The organism is Parvibaculum sp. (assembly GCF_039680535.1).
Lineage (GTDB): Bacteria > Pseudomonadota > Alphaproteobacteria > Parvibaculales > Parvibaculaceae > Parvibaculum.
This window is the reverse complement of the sequence record NZ_JBDKSS010000020.1, coordinates 1-16,930: the sequence shown is the minus strand read 5'-3', so window position 1 is coordinate 16,930 and position 16,930 is coordinate 1. Positions and strand designations below refer to the sequence as shown.

16 protein-coding genes and 1 pseudogene are annotated in these 16,930 nt (G+C 66.3%); 4 read left to right on the top strand and 13 right to left on the bottom strand.

Annotation, left to right across the window (positions count from 1 at the left end; translation table 11 throughout):
* Nucleotides 1-177: 177 nt before the first annotated feature.
* Nucleotides 178-345, bottom strand: a complete 168-nt coding sequence (locus ABFC66_RS13910; RefSeq protein ID WP_346741564.1) for a hypothetical protein — start codon at nucleotides 343-345, stop codon at nucleotides 178-180.
* 297 nt (nucleotides 346-642) lie between these two features.
* Here ABFC66_RS13910 and ABFC66_RS13905 point away from each other — a divergent pair, with 297 nt between their 5' ends.
* On the top strand, nucleotides 643-873 hold the full coding sequence (locus ABFC66_RS13905; RefSeq protein ID WP_346741563.1) for a hypothetical protein: 231 nt from the start codon (nucleotides 643-645) through the stop codon (nucleotides 871-873).
* A gap of 73 nt (nucleotides 874-946) precedes the next feature.
* Here the strand turns inward: ABFC66_RS13905 and ABFC66_RS13900 are convergent, their stop codons facing one another.
* The 12 genes from ABFC66_RS13900 to ABFC66_RS13845 form a co-directional block, all read right to left on the bottom strand.
* Entirely contained in the window at nucleotides 947-1,876 is a 930-nt protein-coding gene (locus tag ABFC66_RS13900) for a DUF2493 domain-containing protein (protein ID WP_293462010.1), read from the bottom strand.
* Nucleotides 1,877-2,202: 326 nt separating this feature from the next.
* Entirely contained in the window at nucleotides 2,203-3,258 is a 1,056-nt protein-coding gene (locus ABFC66_RS13895) for a toprim domain-containing protein (RefSeq protein WP_346741562.1), read from the bottom strand.
* On the bottom strand, nucleotides 3,258-7,592 hold the full coding sequence (locus tag ABFC66_RS13890; protein WP_346741561.1) for a strawberry notch-like NTP hydrolase domain-containing protein: 4,335 nt from the start codon (nucleotides 7,590-7,592) through the stop codon (nucleotides 3,258-3,260). The genes ABFC66_RS13895 and ABFC66_RS13890 overlap by 1 nt, the downstream gene beginning before the upstream one ends.
* Before the next feature lie 97 nt (nucleotides 7,593-7,689).
* A complete protein-coding gene (locus ABFC66_RS13885; protein ID WP_346741560.1) occupies nucleotides 7,690-7,998 on the bottom strand; it encodes a DUF4326 domain-containing protein in 309 nt (102 codons plus the stop codon).
* 176 nt (nucleotides 7,999-8,174) lie between these two features.
* On the bottom strand, nucleotides 8,175-8,819 hold the full coding sequence (locus tag ABFC66_RS13880) for an antitoxin of toxin-antitoxin stability system (RefSeq protein WP_346741559.1): 645 nt from the start codon (nucleotides 8,817-8,819) through the stop codon (nucleotides 8,175-8,177).
* Entirely contained in the window at nucleotides 8,812-9,222 is a 411-nt protein-coding gene (locus tag ABFC66_RS13875; protein ID WP_293461981.1) for a hypothetical protein, read from the bottom strand. Before ABFC66_RS13875 ends, ABFC66_RS13880 begins: the two co-directional genes overlap by 8 nt.
* Nucleotides 9,223-9,292: 70 nt before the next feature.
* Nucleotides 9,293-9,565, bottom strand: a complete 273-nt coding sequence (locus ABFC66_RS13870) for a hypothetical protein (protein WP_293461983.1) — start codon at nucleotides 9,563-9,565, stop codon at nucleotides 9,293-9,295.
* Nucleotides 9,562-9,978 carry a hypothetical protein gene (locus tag ABFC66_RS13865; RefSeq protein ID WP_293461985.1) on the bottom strand — a complete coding sequence of 139 codons (417 nt, stop codon included), beginning with the start codon at nucleotides 9,976-9,978 and terminating at the stop codon, nucleotides 9,562-9,564. The genes ABFC66_RS13870 and ABFC66_RS13865 overlap by 4 nt, the downstream gene beginning before the upstream one ends.
* Before the next feature lie 68 nt (nucleotides 9,979-10,046).
* Nucleotides 10,047-10,445 (bottom strand): hypothetical protein, encoded by a 399-nt coding sequence (locus tag ABFC66_RS13860; protein ID WP_293461987.1) that lies wholly within the window; start codon nucleotides 10,443-10,445, stop codon nucleotides 10,047-10,049.
* 10 nt (nucleotides 10,446-10,455) lie between these two features.
* Nucleotides 10,456-10,935, bottom strand: a complete 480-nt coding sequence (locus tag ABFC66_RS13855) for a DUF6878 family protein (protein WP_293461989.1) — start codon at nucleotides 10,933-10,935, stop codon at nucleotides 10,456-10,458.
* A 103-nt stretch (nucleotides 10,936-11,038) separates the two neighbouring features.
* Entirely contained in the window at nucleotides 11,039-13,171 is a 2,133-nt protein-coding gene (locus ABFC66_RS13850; RefSeq protein WP_346741558.1) for a ParB N-terminal domain-containing protein, read from the bottom strand.
* A 252-nt stretch (nucleotides 13,172-13,423) separates the two neighbouring features.
* Entirely contained in the window at nucleotides 13,424-14,371 is a 948-nt protein-coding gene (locus tag ABFC66_RS13845) for a zincin-like metallopeptidase domain-containing protein (protein WP_346741557.1), read from the bottom strand.
* 261 nt (nucleotides 14,372-14,632) lie between these two features.
* On the opposite strand from ABFC66_RS13845, the gene ABFC66_RS13840 reads away from it, so the two are divergent.
* The 3 genes and pseudogenes from ABFC66_RS13840 to ABFC66_RS13830 all read left to right on the top strand — a co-directional run.
* A complete protein-coding gene (locus ABFC66_RS13840; RefSeq protein ID WP_346741556.1) occupies nucleotides 14,633-15,862 on the top strand; it encodes an ATP-binding protein in 1,230 nt (409 codons plus the stop codon).
* On the top strand, nucleotides 15,859-16,482 hold the full coding sequence (locus tag ABFC66_RS13835) for a DEAD/DEAH box helicase (RefSeq protein ID WP_346741555.1): 624 nt from the start codon (nucleotides 15,859-15,861) through the stop codon (nucleotides 16,480-16,482). Before ABFC66_RS13840 ends, ABFC66_RS13835 begins: the two co-directional genes overlap by 4 nt.
* Nucleotides 16,483-16,551: 69 nt before the next feature.
* Nucleotides 16,552-16,930, top strand: a pseudogene (locus ABFC66_RS13830) (transposase); the annotation flags it as partial.

Genomic DNA, 16,930 nt, shown 5'->3' with positions numbered 1-16,930 from the left:
ATGACGAGCAGTGGTCCGAAGATGATCATGGCGGTGCGCTCCGTGAGATAGGGGTCTGACGGTCGCGCCTTCCACCACCACCACGGCGCGACCACGAATATAGCCGCAAACAGGCGCCGGCGGGAGCAGAAATCCCACTGGCGCTCTGAGGTTCAGCTTTCGTGGTGGTTCGCCCCTTCATGGTTGGAAGGGGTCGAATTCGTGGATGACGGCGGCGGGATCGCCGTCATATTCGGCGGCCAGCATGACGCCGAAGTTGCCAGCGTCAGCATGGAAGACGACGACGCAGACCATGAGGGTGGTGGCGAGGTTCCAGCCGTTGGCGAATGCGAGGGCTTGAGACATTGATCCGGCTCCTGTGCTGAGGCGGGGGCATCCCCGCGCGACAGGCGCCCGATGTGTCCGGCCGAGGGCCGCAATCACCGCGAAGGCGAAGACAGAGCGGCGGCACGCTTCAGCGTAAGCCGACCCCTTGCGGGTTGATGGCGTCAGGACCGCGGACGGACCAAGGATCAGCGCTGATAGACGCAGGGATGGCGACCGCCGGCAGGAGCCGCGTCTGAAAGCCCGCCGCCAGCGGCTGGAACCTCGTCACCCTCACGGTGCGCAGGCCGATCAGCTAAGGTGTGCTCTCGAGACGAAGTGACGGTCGAGGTGCGCGGCATGGCGGAGTTCACGGGACGCGACCTGCACCTGGTGAAGAAGGCGCTCGCCATTGCGGTGTTGGCGATCGAGCGGCAGCCAGGGCCTTTTCAATCGGCGTCCGATCAGGGCGACATGAAGGCGCTCCTCGACGGCCTGATCGAGAACGATACGGAGTTGGCGCACTATGCTCGTGCGGCCCGGATCGCCGTCACGGGTGAACCGGACTGAAAAGCGGTCTTGCGGAAAGCCGGTGATCCGCCTTTGCGGTTCGACGTCGATACGTATTGAGAAAAGGCGGCGCTCACGCGCCGCCGAACTTCCAGACCGGGATGCCGAGCTTCTTCGCCTTGTCGGCGAGGTTGTCCTGGATGCCGGTGCCAGGGAAGTGCAGGACGCCGATCGGCAGGGTCTCCAGCAATGTGTCGTTGCGCTTGAACGGTGCGGCCTTGGCGTGCTTCGTCCAGTCGGGTTTGAAGGCGATCTGCGTGACCTTGCGGTTGTCGGCCCATTTGGCGGCAATCAGCTCGGCGCCCTTGGGCGATCCGCCGTGCAGCAGCACCATGTCCGGGTGCTTGGCGTGGACCTGATCGAGCTTCGCCCAGACCAGCCGGTGGTCGTTGAAGTCGAGCCCGCCGGTGAGTGCGACCTTCGGACCCGGGGGGATGAGCACCTGGTTCGCCGCGCGCTTCTTCGCCGCCAGGAAGTCGCGGCTGTCGATCATCGCCGAGGTCAGATTGCGATGGTTGACCTTCGAGCCGTTGCGCGGCCGCCAGGCCGAATGGGTGTGATGCTCGAATTGGTCGGCCGCTTGATCGCGCATCAGCTCGAACGCGTTGCGGCGTTCGATGAGCGTCTGGCCTTCCGCCGTCAGGCGTTCCAGCTCGACGGATTTGACCTCGCTGCCGTCCTGTTCCCGCTGCGAGCGCTGCTGGGCCAGCTCGTTGTCGTCGAGTTCGCGTTCGATCCGTTCGATGGCGCGATGGAAGACGTTCACCGTCGACCAGAGCAGGTCGTCGAGGTCGGGTTCGAGGCGAGTGTCAGCAAGCGCCACCACGAGGGCATCGAAGATGTCGGAGATGCTGCCGGCGAGGATGTTCGCTTCGGGAAGCGGCCTGGGATCGGGCTCGTCGTTGAAGGGGCGGTAGCCATAGAGCTGGAGTTCATGGAGGACCTGGTCGGTTGGGGATGAGCTGTGGTGCGGCTCGAAATCGTCGTCGTGGTCGGTGGTCATCGCGGCTTTCCTTGTCGGATCGGCCGCGCCCATCGCGGCCTTCATGGCGACGAAGGCGGCGGGCGGAACGGACTTGCACCCGCAGCGCGAGCTGTGGGCCGAAGCCTCGGCGGAGGACCGAAGGGGGCCGACTATTTTGTCTCGCGATGTAAAGGCGGCTCCGCCGCCGACGGAAAATAGTCGGCCCACAAGGTTGCCGGTCCGGGCCGCTTGCTGCCCGATCGCCCTCTCAGAAGGCCGTGGGCGTGGTCCTCTCCGACGCTGAGGGAAAGCATGACCGCCGACCCTGTGGCGACGCCGCTGCGCGCGCCCCATCCCCATTCCGGCTAGGCCGCCAGCTCCATGAAGCGGGCGACGTCCTGTGCCGCGATCTGCACCCGGCTGGCCGCTCGAAGCGCGTCGATCCCGAGCAGGCGGAGATCCTCGTTGAAGTCGCCGAGCCGTGGCGAGATCACGATCGCCTCGATCCCGACCTCCTGCGCCCGGTCAACCAATGTCGCCATCGCGCCATCGCCGGCCGGATCATCGTCGCGGGCGATGTAGAGTCGGCGCAGCGTGTCCGGGAACAGGATGGCGGAGAGATGCGCTGCCGAGAGCGCTGCGACCATCGGCATGGCGGGAAGGACACACCTGAACGACAGCATCGTCTCGATGCCCTCGCCGGCCGCCATCACCTCGCCCGCCACGCCAAATCGAACGGCGTGACCGAGCAAGTCGCCCATCGCCCGCCTCGGGGTGTCGATCGGCGCCTTGCCGAGCGTCGCCTCGGAGAAGCCGCCCGGATCGAGCCAGGTGCGATGCGCCCCGGTGAGATGGCCCGCGAGATCGGTGACGGAAGCGATCATCGCCGGCCAGGTCTCGGTGGGGCTATGGTCGTCAGGCCGATAGTAGCAGCGCGGGTGGAAGCGGAGCGCTCCGGTTCCGTGCAAAGCCGTAATGCCGCGATTGCGGAGATACGCTTCTACGAGAGTACGAGACAGCGGCAGCGACATGGCGAACAGTCGCCGCGCCGCTTCCGGTGATCCTGTTGGAGTAGTCGGCGTGCGCGATCGCGGACGATCCGGTTCCGGCTCAGGGCGCGGCAGGCTGAGGAACGAACGCGCCTCGTCGGCGACGTCCTTGAAGTCGACGAGGCCGCAGCTCTCCCGGATGACGTCGAGCAGGTCGCCATGCTCGCCGGTCGCGGCGTCGGTCCATTTGCCTGCAGGCCCCTTCATCGTCTCTTTGAGCCTGACGAACATCGAGCGGCCCGCCGCGTTGCGGACGTCGCCCACCAGCCAGTAACCGCCCTCCCGCCGCCCGGCGGAGAGGTAATGTCGGCACACTGCCTCGGCGTCGCGCGCGAGACGGTTGGCCAGTTCGGATGCATCGTGGCGGGCCATCACGCGGCTTCCCGCTCGCCGATGCGCTCGACCGGATATTGGTCGAGCACCTTCGTCAGCACACCGCCGCCGGTCGCATCCGTCGGCACGAACATGCGCAGCTTCCAGGAGATGATCTCGCTGAAGAGGCCGTAGGCGCGCAGGCGATCGCGCATGGTGTCGGCGAAGCCTGACAGCTCGATGCGGTGTGCGCCCATGACCCGCACCCGATGGAGCTGCAAGCCCTCGGCGAGGTCGAGAACGGTGCGCCCCTCGATCAGCGCCGCAAAGGCCGCATCCGGTGTCAGGGTGGCGGACCCGGTCAACGAGGCGTTCGCGGCCCAGGCCGGAGAAACCCTGCGGCCGATAATGCGTTCGCCCGCGTCGGTCTGGAGCCGATAGACGCGCGTCGACTCGTTCGGCAGGCGCTTCCAGATCGGTAACAGCAAGCCGGCGACGATGTGGATCGTGCTGTCGGCAAACTCGGGGACCTCCGACACTTCGCGAGCCCATGCCGCCGCGAACGCCTCGCGGTCGGCCGCCTGCCAATGGCTCTCGTCCATCATCTTCAGCGAGGCGTGATGGTGTTCCATCGGCCGGATCAGCCGAACGCGGCGTTCGATCTCGCCATCGTCGAGCATCAGGCTCGGTGCCGGGATCTGCACGGCGGCCCGGCCCGAGCGCTCGTTGATCAGCAGCATCGCGCGGGGATCGGCGAGGTGATCGAGCGCCTCGTCGAGCGTCACCGGACGATTGCGCCGACGCTCGGTGATGGTGAGCAGCCGGGTCTCCGCGCCCGTGGCAGGATGGGTGTAGATCGCGCGGCGATCGGTGACGACGAAGCTTTCGGCCCGCAGCGTCTCCAGGCCGGCGTCATAGACGCCGCTGGCGATGGCGCCCTCGATCTTGGCGTTCAGCAACTGCTCGAACGCCGTGAAGAGCACGCCCTGCAGCTCGATGGTCAGCGCCAGCAGGCGGTTGAGGAAGGTCGTGATCGGCGGCAGCTCGTCCCTGATGCCGTTGGCGTCCATGAGCTTGAGGCCGGTGGCGTCCTCGAACATCTGGAGCGAGCAATCTTCGATCTTGCCGCGTACAAGCAGGAGGTAGAGCTGGCGCAACGCGTCGCGGGCATAGTGGGATTCGAGATTGTCCTCGGGCCTGAACAATCCCTGTCCGCCGGTCTGGCGCTGGCCGCGGGTGATGGCGCCCAGCGTGTCCAAGCGGCGGGCGATGGTCGAGAGGAAGCGCTTCTCGGCCTTCACGTCGGTGGCGATCGGCCGGAAGAGCGGCGGCTGCGCCTGGTTGGTGCGGTTGGTCCGCCCGAGCCCCTGGATCGCGGCGTCGGCCTTCCAGCCGGGTTCGAGCAAATAGTGGACGCGCAGGCGGCGGTTCCGCGCCGACAGCTCGGCGTGGTAACTCCGGCCCGTCCCGCCCGCCTCCGAGAAGACGAGGATGCGCTTCAGGTCGTCCATGAAGGAGGCGGTCTCGGCGAGGTTGGCAGAAGCGGCGCGGTTCTCGACGACGAGGCGGTCGCCCTTGCGCACGACGCGGCGCGAGCGTCCGGTCACTTCGGCGACGAGATCCGTGCCGAAGCGCTGGACGATCTGGTCGAGCGCGCCGGGCACCGGCGGCAGCGAAGCCAGCCGCTCGATCAGCTCGTTGCGGCGGGCGACGGCCTCGCGGCTCTCGACGGGCTGGCCGTCCCGAAAGACGGGCCGGGATGAGAGATTGCCCTCGCTGTCGGTGAACGGCTCGTAGAGTTGCACGGGGAAGGAATGAGCGAGGTAGTCGAGAACGTACTCGCGCGGCGTGATGTCGACGCGGATGTCGTTCCATTCCTCGGTCGGAATCTCGGCGAGCCGACGCTCCATCAGGGCCTCGCCGGTCGAAACGATCTGCACCACGGCGGCATGGCCGGCCGCTAGGTCCTGATCGATCGAACGGATCAGCGTCGGCGTCTTCATTGAGGTCAGCAGATGGCCGAAGAAGCGCTGCTTGGCGCTCTCGAAAGCCGAGCGGGCCGCCGACTTCGCCTGGGCGTTCAGCGTGCCGCTCTCGTCGGTGATGTTGGCGGCCTGCATCGCGGCGTCGAGATGGTTGTGGATGATCGCGAAGGCGCCGGCATAGGCGTCGTAGATGCGCCGCTGCTCGTCGGTGAGCGGGTGCTCGATCAGCTCGTATTCGACGCCGTCATAGGAGAGCGAGCGGGCCGTGTAGAGACCGAGCGAACGCAGATCGCGGGCGAGCACTTCCATGGCGGCGACACCGCCATCCTCGATCGCCTCCACGAACTCCGCGCGGGTGGCGAAGGGGAAGTCCTCGCCGCCCCAGAGGCCGAGCCGCTGGGCATAGGCGAGATTGTGGACGGTGGTCGCGCCGGTGGCCGAGACATAGACCACGCGCGCGTCCGGCAGCGCGTGCTGCAGGCGCAAGCCCGCGCGGCCCTGCTGGGAGGGCGCGACATCGCCGCGTTCGCCCTTGCCGCCACCGGCGTTCTGCATGGCATGGCTCTCGTCGAAAATGATCACTCCGTCGAAGTCGGAGCCCAACCATTCGACGATCTGGCGGACGCGCGAAAGCTTCTCGCCGCGGTCGTCGGACCGCAGCGTAGCGTAGGTTAAAAATAGGACGCCTTCGGCAAGGCGGATCGGCTTGCCCTGGGGGAAGCGCGAGAGCGGCGTGATGAGCAGACGCTCCATGCCGAGCGCCGACCAGTCGCGCTGGGCGTCCTCGAGCAGCTTGTCAGACTTGGAGATCCAGACTGCCTTGCGGCGACCCTTCAGCCAGTTGTCCAAGATGATGCCAGCCGACTGGCGGCCTTTGCCGGCGCCGGTGCCGTCGCCCAGCATGAAGCCGCGGCGAAAGCGAACGGCGTTCGGCGCATCATCGCGAGCGGCGGTGACGAGATCGAAGGTCTCGTCCACGGTCCAGGCGCCGGCGAGGTAGTCGCCATGCGCTTCGCCGGTATAGATCACGGTCTCGAGCTGGGCGTCGGACAGGAGACCGTCGCTGACGAGACTGATCGGCAGCCGTGGCCGGTAGCTCGGCTTTGGCGGTGCGACCGAGGACATGGCGGCGGATTGCACCAGCTTGGTGGGATGCGCCTGGGCTCTGGGAATCCGGATCGATTGGAGCCGGTATTCCTCATAGATCGCATCGCTTAGACGCGCGCCCTCGGGCGGCGTCCAGTCGATCGTCTCATAGCCGAGATCGACCGCCTCCGGGTCCACGACGGACGGCTTGCCCGGTGCCGCTGCAGCGGCGCGCGCGAGATAGCCGCGCACGGTCCGCGGTGTGGCAGCGGCCGACACAGGGATGGCGAGGCTCCGCGCGAGCGCGAGACGCGCCGGAACGTGCTCCGCGATCCAGCCGAGCAAGGTCGCGACGTCGGGCGCGACGCCCCGCGATTGCGGCAGCCCGGTCGGGTTATCGGCGGGCGCCTTGTCGATGACGATCAGCCGCGTGTCGATGGTAGTGCCGTGCTTGGCGTAGACCGCGCCGTCGATCGCGGCCGTGAACACGATGCGGCCGCGCTCCTGCAGCCGGACGAAGGCGTCGTGCCAAGCCGGGGTGTCCGGCCCGAAGCTCGCGCCGGTGATCGCCACCAGCCGCCCGCCGTCGGCGAGACGCGCGAGCGCCGAAGCGATGTGGCGAAAAGCGGTGTCGGCCACGCGGTCGGCGACGTTCGCCATCGCCGAGAACGGTGGGTTCATCAACACGACGCTCGGGACCGCGCTGGGATCGAGGTGATCGTCGATCTGGGCGGCATCGAAGCGTGCGACGGAGACGGCCGGAAAGAGGGAGGTGAGCAGCGCCGAGCGGGTCTCGGCCAGCTCGTTCAGCACGAGCGCGCCGCCGGCGATCTCGGCCAGGATAGCGAGCAGGCCGGTTCCGGCCGAAGGCTCCAGCACGCGATCAGCGGGCCCAATGGCCGCCGCGGTCAGGGCCGCGAAGCCGAGCGGGGTCGGCGTTGAGAATTGCTGGAAGGCCTCGCTCTCGGCGGAGCGGCGGGTGTGGGTGGGGAGAAGGCCGGCGATCTTGGTCAAGGCGGAAAGCCGGGAAGTCGGAGAGTCGGCTTTGCGAAACAACGCCTTTCCGTATTTGCGGAGGAAGAGGACGGTCCCGGCCTCGCAGGCGTCATAAGCCGTCTTCCAGTCCCAGGCGCCCGAGGCGTCGGAAGCGCCGAAAGCCGCTTCCATGGCGGCGCGAAGGATCGCGGCATCGACGCGCTGGCCGCGCTCGAGATGTGGGAGGAGTCGCTCTGCGGCGGCGATGATCGAACAGGGGGCGTCGGGACGATGGACAGGCGACGGCTGCGCGGCCTGGTCGGCCGCGATCGGAGAAAGGTCGTTCATGAAGGGAGCCTCGGGAGAGCGGGAACGGGCGAGCCGGCCGGCGCTCTCTCTCGGACCGCACCGGCTCAAACCCGTTCCGGCCGCCCTCTCCCTCTCATCACGCCGCCGCCTTCACGGCGCGCCACCATGCGATCCGCTCGTCGCGGGTCGCGTTCGCCAATCGACGTAGGAGGTCGCCGTGGCAGGGAAGCGGAGCGCAGAAGCAGACGAGGTCGCGGCCGCGCAGTTCGTCGAGCGCGCGCAGCAGATTGTGCTGATCCGCCAGCCAGCGTTCGTGCTTCGCGATGACGGCGGCCCGATCGCCGTCAGGGCCGATCCGGAACGGATTGCCCCATTTGCTGCCGCGGCCGATATAGACGGCGCCGGCTGGGACGCCATTCACTCGCTTGTTGAGAACCTTGCACATCTGCGTCGCCTCCGATCCGTTGGGCGGGTTCGGCCACGGACGGCGTGAAGCGGCGACGGTCACGCGCTTTGCGCGGAAACGGCCTGCCCGTTGACCGGCGTCGCGCGTCGTCCAGGCAAGACAAGCCCGGGGATCGGGGCCGGCGTCGCGAGGTTCGGAAGGCGAGGTGTTGGCCGTCAGCCGAACCGGAGGCCTGCCGCGGTGAAGGTATATGCGTTGGCAGTGATGGCCTCGTCGACGACGTCGTCCGAGGTCAGATAGTCATATTCGCGTTCGAGCTGGCGATAGAGCCAGCGCGCGAGATCGCGCAGCGCCTCGATGACGATCTCTTCGGCGTCGGCCGTGATGTCCTGGCCGGTCGGGCTGTCGCGCTCGACCGAGATCGCCATACAGTATTCGTGGTAGTAGCGATCGCGATGGTTCACGGTGGCGTGGAGCTGATAGAAGCTCCGGCGCTGGATCGCCTGCAGGGCGTCGGCAATCTGGTGAAGCTCGCCATCCTTCGGCGCATGGTCGCGGATCTTCCGAGGCGCGTCCTTTGCGTAGCCGTAGCGCCCTTCGAAACAGGCGCCGTCCCCCTGGCTCCAGAAGCCGGAAAACCAGATGCAGGGCTTCTGCCGTGTGCCGCCACCGTAAAGGCGAACCGGCACGGTCTTGAGGTCGACGCCGATGATCGCGCAGATACACTCGAAGTCGTCATAGACGAACTCGAACCAGTCATGGTCGAAGGCGACCTGCCGATACCAGGCGCGTGCCTTCTCCTTGACCGCGTCGGAGAGTTCGTCGAGGCGATAGACCGTGGTTTCGATGATCTCAGGCATCGGGGTCATCTCCTTCCAAGGCGCCGCACAGCCACTCGTTGGTGCTGGTCCAGCCGACGCTCTTGCGCGCGCCGAGGTCGATCACATGCGCGCCGCCGCCGAAGGCATCGAGGCGCGGCTTCGAGCAGGTGTTGGCGTATTCGAAGCCCCAAAGGCCTTTGAGGTCGAATTTCTCCGCGCAGAGCAGGACAAACGCGATCACGCGCTCCGGGTCTCCCGAGCAGTCGTCGTGAATCCACAGTTCTGATCCACCTTCCGTCTGGATTGAAAGGTCGAACCCATCCGAGAGGCGAAGGTCATCTTCGTCCTCGGGCGTGCTGTCGTAGAGGTCGAGGGCGCGCGCCGCGTTCTCGGGCGTGCCGACGTCGAGCAGGCACGAGAAATGGGTGAAATAGTCGGCCATGTCAGTCTCCTTGAAATGCGAAAGCCCGGCAGCGGGGCCGGGCTTCGGGTGGGTTCGGATGTGGTTGGGATCAGCCGACGGGCGGACCGTGGATGCGGTCGTCGTCGAACTCGACATCCTCGATGACGGGCTCATGGCCGTCCGGCGCGATCCGGTCGATGTAGGCGATGACGCCTTCCCGTCGCTCGTCGGTGTCGATGTGTTCTGGGAAGGCAGTCGATTCCATTGCGGCGGTCGCGGCTACTTTTGCCTTCTCGATCGCTTCCGCGTCGGACGCAGCTTCGATGGTCACGCTGTCGAAGGCGCGCAGCCAGAAGGCAATCTTGACTACATATTCGGTCATGACGCGCCTCCTTCGTCGTCTGGATCGCGTGCGCCTGCGAGGATCGCCTCGGCCTTCGCGATCGCGGCGTGGACCCGCTGGCGCCAGAACGGCTCGTCAGCCAGGCCGCCATCGGGCGGGAGCGCGAAGACCTTGAGCAGTCCGAGCAGAACCTCGAAGTGCTCGGCCTTGCGCTGAAGGGCCTCGCCGAAATGCGATGGGATCGAAAGCGCCGGCACGCTGTAGGGCGTGACGTCGCCCGGCCAAGCGCCGGTCACATAGGTCTCGCCGGCGGATTCGTAGTCCTCCTTCTGCCCCTCCCAGTCATCGTCTTCGATGGCGAGGCGGCAGGCTTCGGCCAGCCTGTCGGCATGGTAGCTGCGCTGGCGATAAATCGGAATGCGGTAGGTGGATTCGACGGTGAACGTGGTCATGACGGTCTCCAGACATGCGAAAGCCCGGCAAGGCCCGGCTCAGGTAAACGGAACGAAGGTGGTTGCCGCTAGGGATGCTGCGGCGGCTTGATCTCGGCGGCGTTTGCGTCGGATGCGGCGAAGGGATCGACCAACTTGTGGATTGGCTGCGCGCGGCCCATCCACGGCTCGGGGCGAATGCAGCGCACCCAGTCGGCGAAGCTCGGGATGAAACCGAGATCCTCGATCACATGCTGCTCGCCGATAAGCCGCACCGGAACGACGCGGCCCGTCGAGACGGTGATCGTCGGACCAAAGAAGCGCTCGAGCATGAAGATGCCCTCGGCGTGATGCCTGAGCGCCCGATGCCGGAAGTCGGCGGTGATCGCCTTCGACTCATCGAACCACTGGTGCAGCGGCAGATAGTCTTCCGCGACGCCGCCCCATTTCCTCACCGACGAGAGGGCGTGGTGATAGCAGTGTCCCATGATCGCCTCCTCAGAAGGCGTGGGTGTAGTTTTCGGACGCGGTGTAGCGCTCGTTGTAGTCGAGCGTGATCACCCCATCCGCGACATCGAAGATGACGTCGCCGTAAGCACCGTCGCTGTTCTCCCAGCCGCAATGGGTCTTTTCGAGAACGTCGTAGGCCAGGCTCTCGACGACGGCGGCGATACCGGCGGACGAACGCCTTGGTTCGGCTTGATCCCAGATGGCCTCGGAGAATTCGATGGCTGCGCCAGGCATGGCGACCTGATCGTCTCCAGCCTGAACTTCGACATTCTCGATCTGACCGGAATCGCCGTAGCCGTCGAAGCTGACGACGACACGCGTGACGCCGGCGAGCGCCAGCGCATCGAGCAACGCGCCCTTGTTGAGGGTGAACAGTTCGGTTTCGAGCTTGGCTTGGGCGACCGCCTTCATCTCCCAGTCGGAGAGCGGCGCAGCGGGCTCGGGGGTAGTAGCGGATATGTCGGTCATGAGGGCCTCCTGAAACGAAAATGCCCGGCGCGACGGCCGGGCGGTCGGGTCGGCTGAAAAGGGGAAAGGGGCGCGGGACGGCCGAAGCCGCCCCGCACGCGAGCTATTCGGCCGCGATCATCTGCGGCGCGTCGGCTTCCGCTTCCTCGTCGTCGCCGGCGAGGAATTCCGGCAGCGCTTCGCCGTCGTCATCGGCTTCGGTGGCTTCGACTGGCGCGTCGTCCACGGCGGCGATCCGCAGCGGCTCCGGCAGCCAGCCCGTATGGGCCAGGAGCCGTTCGGCCTCCTTGGCCATGTCGCCCTTCTTCAAGTGGTCGATGAGTTGAGCCGCCCGCTCGCCGGCGCCTTCCTGCACCGCCTCGAGGATGCGGCGCTTGGGCACCCGGCCGAGAAAGTTCTCGACGGTCGGACGCCAGCCGGCCTGCACCATGTCGAGATCGACGGCCTGGGCTAGGCGATCGGCCTCGGCGATGCGCTGCTCGACGGTGTGGGACGAGACGCCCGCGCCGTAGCGGTCGCCCTTCTCGTAGAGCGCATTGACGCCGAAAGAGGCGCAGTGGGCGAAGAGCGTTGCCTGCTCCTCGCCGGTGAGGGTGGTGAGCCAGTCCCAGAGATCGGCCTTGTCCTTGGGCAGCCGCTCTTCCCAGACCTTGTGACGCGCGTCGATGGCCTTCGCTGCAGGCGTGTCCTTCAGCCCCTGTGCCTGTACCGGGAAGCTGGCGCTGCGGACCGACACCTCCATCGCCGTCCCGTAGGAGAAATAGCGGGAGAAGACATCGAGGCAGAACTTGTGCAGCACGGCCTGGAACGCGACTGCGGGCGTGTTCGCCAGCTTGTCGCGCAGCGCCAGCGTCCGCTCCGCGGTCAGCTCGGTCACGAGGCGATCCGGAAGCGGCTTCAGGTCCTCGTCGTCCTCATCCTCCGGTCCGGCGATCTGTCCGCCGATGGTGATGACGGCGCGCTGAATCACGGGCGCGTCGGGATCGGCGCCGTGCGCCCCGGCCATCGCGGGATCGGTCTCGCCGTCCTGCTCCGGCTCGCCCACGGGCGCCTCGTCCTGCGGCCGGACATAGCCGCGGTGGACCGACAGGGCGCCTTCGGCGTCGATGCTGACGAAGACGCCGGCGCGGGCGATGTCGGCAGGATCATAGGTGACGGGCCGATTGTCGAAGGCGGCGAGCGCCGCCTCGATCTCGCCGAGGCGTTCGTCCACCTCATCGGGCAGCTCGTCGGCGCCATCATACGCCTCCTCCAACTTGGCGTGCTCGGCGTTCAGCGCGTCGATCATCGCCTGCTCCTCGCTGGAAAGGTCGGCGGCGACGCCCTCCAGTTCGCGCAGGCCCTGTGTGTGGCCGTAGGGGAAGTCGATGGCGACCTCGATCCACTTCCACCCCTCGGCAGCGACCGTCTCCGCCTCGGCCTTCAGTTTCTCGGCGACCATGCCGTCGAGCAGCGCGATGTCTTCGAGCCAGCCCCCGTCGTCGGACTGGAACAGGTCGCGCAGCACCGCGCCGCCGGCCGCCTCATAGGCGTCGAGACCGACGAATACCGCCCGCCGGTCGGAGGCGCGCACCGCCTTCTCCGTCAGCATGCGGCGGATCTGATAAGGCTCCTTCTGCCAGGAGCCAGAGATCGCCTGCCAGACCTGCTCCTGGCGAGCATGGTCGACCGTGACAGTGAAGGCCATGAGCTGCTCGAGCGACATGCCGTCCTCGGCATAGACGTCGAGCAAGGCCGGCGCGACCGACGCCAGGCGCAGGCGCTGCTTCACGACGTTCACACCGACGAAGAAGGCGGCCGCGATGTCCTCCTCGGAGCGCCCCTTCTCGCGCAGGGCCTGGAAGGCGCGGAACTGGTCGAGCGGGTGCAGCGGCGCGCGCTGGATATTCTCGGCCAGCGAGTCGTCCTCACCGAGAATGTCGGTCGCGGGATCGCGGACCACGCACGGAACCGGCGCGGTCTTGGCCAGACGCTTCTGCTTCACCAGCAGTTCAAGCGCCCGGTAGCGCCGGCCGCCGGCCGGGATCTCGAACATGCCGGTCTCGGCGCCCTCGGCGTCGAGGACCGGCCGGACGTTCAGGCCCTGGAGCAGGGTGCGCCGGGCGATATCCTCGGCCAGCTCCTCGATTGAGACGCCGGCCTTCACGCGCCGGACGTTCGACTGGCTGAGCACCAGCTTGTTGAAGGGAATGTCGCGTGAGGACGACAGGGTGATCTTCTGAACGGCAGTAGCCATGGGAGTAGTCTCCGCGGCGGGCGGCCAAGAGACTCTCTCTCGACCTCCAACCCGCCGCGAAAACCGGCGCAGCCCTCTTCCTCTCGGCGGACCGCGCCGCAAGCCGACGAACCAGAAAGCACGAAGCCGGAAGTCCGCCTTCCCGCTTTTCCGGATTTCCGGGCATTCACACCCCGGACATGAGGACGCGCAGCCGGATCGATTCCGACGCAGGCGCGTCGCTAACGACCGCTGGTGTGAGGAGGCCCAGCATCATGCCGCCTCCTGTGCTGTGGTGTCGGCGCTCTGGGTGTCGGGCAGGAAGCCGAGGATCCAGTCCGCGGCTTTGCTGGCCTGTGAGGCGGCGCGGACGACGGCGCGGTTGTCCTCGCGCAGTACCTCGAGCCAGGAGCCGATATAGTCAGCGTGGCGCACGGTCGGGACGATGCCGAGCGAAGCACAGCAGAAGGCGGCGTTCATCTCCGCCACCAGCTCCTCGAACGCATACTTCCTGCTGCCGAACACGCCGCCGAGATCGCGGCCGAGACGGGACGGATGGCCGCTGGCGTGCCCCAGCTCGTGCAGGGCCGTGCGGTGCCAGTTGATCGGCTCGAAATAGGCCTGCGGCGGGGGGACCATGACGAAGTCCGGGCCGGGCGCGTAGAAGGCGCGGTTACCGCCGATGCGGAAGTCGACGCCGGTCGCGCGGATTAGCGCCTCGACCCTGGGTTCGATCAGGCCCGGTGGCGGGGGTGGCGCAACGGCCGCAACCTCAGCCGGCAGGTTTTCGCATTGGGCGGCGTTGAAGACGGTGAACCGCTTCAGGAACGGGATCGCGGTCGCTTCCTCGCCGGTCTCTCGCGCGCGTCGCCTCTCGTCATCCGGCACGAAGCGGTCGGCATAGACGACGGTTGTGCCGTGCTCGCCCTTGCGCACATTGCCGCCGAGCGAGAGCGCCTGGCGAAAGGTCAGCCAGCTCTGAGCGGGGAAGCCGTGCTCGATCACGGCGCCCCAGAGGATCAAGACGTTGATCCCCGAATAGTGCCGGCCAGTGGCGGCGTTCTTCGGCATGGCGAGCGGCGCCTTCGCCGCGGCCGTCCCCCAGGGCTGGACCCAGGGCACGCGGCCGGCCTCCAGCTCGGCGATGATCTTGCCGGTGATTTCGTCATAGAGGCTCGTCCGGTCATGGCCGGGGCGTGCCGAAGCGGTCTTGCTGGACATCGCGGATCTCCGCGACGGGCGCCGGAGGCCTCTCCTCCAGCCCTCAACCCGTCACGGCAAACCCGGTCCGCACTCTCACTCTAGGGGGCGTTGCGGGGTGTCCCCGCAGAAGGGGGTGTGTCGGCGACGCCGGCGCCGACCAGGGGGAAGGCTTTCCCCTCCCGTCCTTCCAGATTGCCGTCTACGAGCTCCCAGTTAGCGGGCCATTGACTTCCAATTAGCCGACAGCGATAGTCCCAATCGACCGAGGTCGGGGATTACATGTTCGAGCGGTTTGTAGAGCGGCGGGCGAAGGAGGCCCTTTCGGATACCCCGGTGGTCCTGATCGTGGGACCACGCCGGGCCGGCAAGACCACGCTCGCCCGAAAAATGGGGGAAGCCGGTCGAACCTATATCACGCTCGACGATCAGACGGTGCTTGAGGCCGCCCAATCCGATCCGGCCGGCTTCATTCGCGGCCTGGACCGAGCCATCATCGACGAAATCCAGCGCGCGCCCGACCTGCTGCTGGCGGTCAAAAAGACAGTCGATGAGGACTATCGCCCGGGTCGATTTCTGCTCACCGGCTCAGCGAATGTGCTGACCCTGCCGCGAATCGCCGACAGCCTGGCCGGCCGGATGGAAACCATCCAGATGCTGCCGCTGGCCAGGGCCGAGATCGAAGGCCGGACAGCGACCTTCCTGGAGCGCCTCTTCGAAGGGAAGATCCGGAGCCAGCGAGACGCGATCGTCGGCGATGATCTTGTCCAGCTCGTCCTGCTCGGAGGCTTTCCCGAGGCGATCAGCCGCGAAAGCGAGCGGCGGCGGCAAGATTGGTTACGGTCCTATGTCACATCAATCCTGACCCGCGATCTGCGGGACATCGCCGAGGTGGAGAAGCTAACTGAGCTTCCCAAGTTCGTGCGGCTACTGGCCGAACACTCCGGCCAGTTGGTCAACTATTCGCAGTTCGGGGGCGGCATTAACGTCAGCCACAAGACGGGGCAGCGTTATGTGGGGCTGCTCGAACAGGTGTTCCTGATTGCGACCGTGCAGCCCTGGTTCACCAATTCACTGAAGCGGATCGTCAAGACACCTAAGCTCCATTTCCTCGATTCCGGCCTGCTGGCAACCATACGCGGGCTCACCTTCGACCGGGTCAAGGCAGATCGCGGGACGTTCGGCGCGCTGCTGGAGAGCTTCGTGTTCTCTGAGGTACTGAAACTCATGACAGGCTCTGACTTGCGGCTGACGCCTCATCACTTCCGGGACCGGGATATGCGTGAGGTCGACATCGTACTCGAGCGCGATGACGGGGCGATCGTAGGCATCGAGGTGAAGGCCAGCGCGACCGTTAAGAGTAGCGACTTCGCGGGCCTGCGAGCCCTTGCCGAGGCCTGCGGGGACCGCTTCGCCTTTGGCGTCGTCCTCTACGACAGCGCAGACTTCGTACCGTTTAGTGATCGACTGGCGGCCGCGCCATTGTCATGTTTGTGGGGGCAAATGCCATGAAGGCGTTCAAATTCGACCATCGTTTGATCGACTCCTACGCCCGCTTCTCGCGGCCCTTCAGCACCATTCGGTCTGACGACCTGAAGTCCGAAATCGATCACCAATACGACGCTGGGCGCTTCTGGCCAGACGCCCTTCTGTCTCTCAATCCCCGTTATCTTCAGGGAGCGACAGTGGATGATCCGGTCGCTTCGGGCGACCTCGACGAAGCGACTGGTCGCATTTTCCGTTTTGGCGCGACGCCGATACGGTTTCATCGACATCAGGCGCAGTCCATCGCCAAGGCTCGCACCGGCCAGAGCTACGTCGTCACAACCGGCACTGGTTCGGGAAAGTCGCTCTGCTTTTTCGTGCCAATAGTCGATGCGATCGTCCGCGCGCGAAAGGCCGGGAGGGCACGCAAAACGAGCGCGATCATCGTCTATCCGATGAACGCACTGGCCAACAGCCAGATGAACGAGATCGATAAGTTCATCTCCCAGTCCGGCCTGCCAAGTGATCTCAAGCCGATTGTCGGGCGCTACACTGGTCAAGAAAGCCAAGAAGAGCGGCGACAGATTCCCGACGACCCACCGGACATCCTCTTGGGCTGCTGCCGGTTTCACGGACACGAAGTTTAGGTGTCATGATGGAACTGGAGGTAGACTATGCGATGAAGGGTATTCAGCCGCGAGTTCAAGCTTGAGGCGGTGAAGCTGGTCAGGGAGCGAGGCGTGACGATCGCGCAAGCGGCCCGGGACCTCGATGTGCACGAGAACGTGCTTCGCAAATGGATCAAGGATGTGGCGGGTGATCCGGCGCATGCCTTTCCCGGCCACGGGCAGATGAAGCCCGAGCAACTGGAGATCGAGCGGCTGCGCCGCGAGGTGACGAAGCTCAAGGCGGAGCGCGACATCCTAAAAAAAGCCGCGGCCTACTTCGCAAAGGAGTCGATATGAAGTTCGGCTTTGTCGCGAAGCACCGAGGGGTATGGCCGGTGTCATGGTTGTGCGGGGCGCTCGGGGTCTCGCGAAGTGGCTTCCATTCCTGGCTGACGCGAGCGCAGAGCGCGCGGAGCCGCAGCGATGA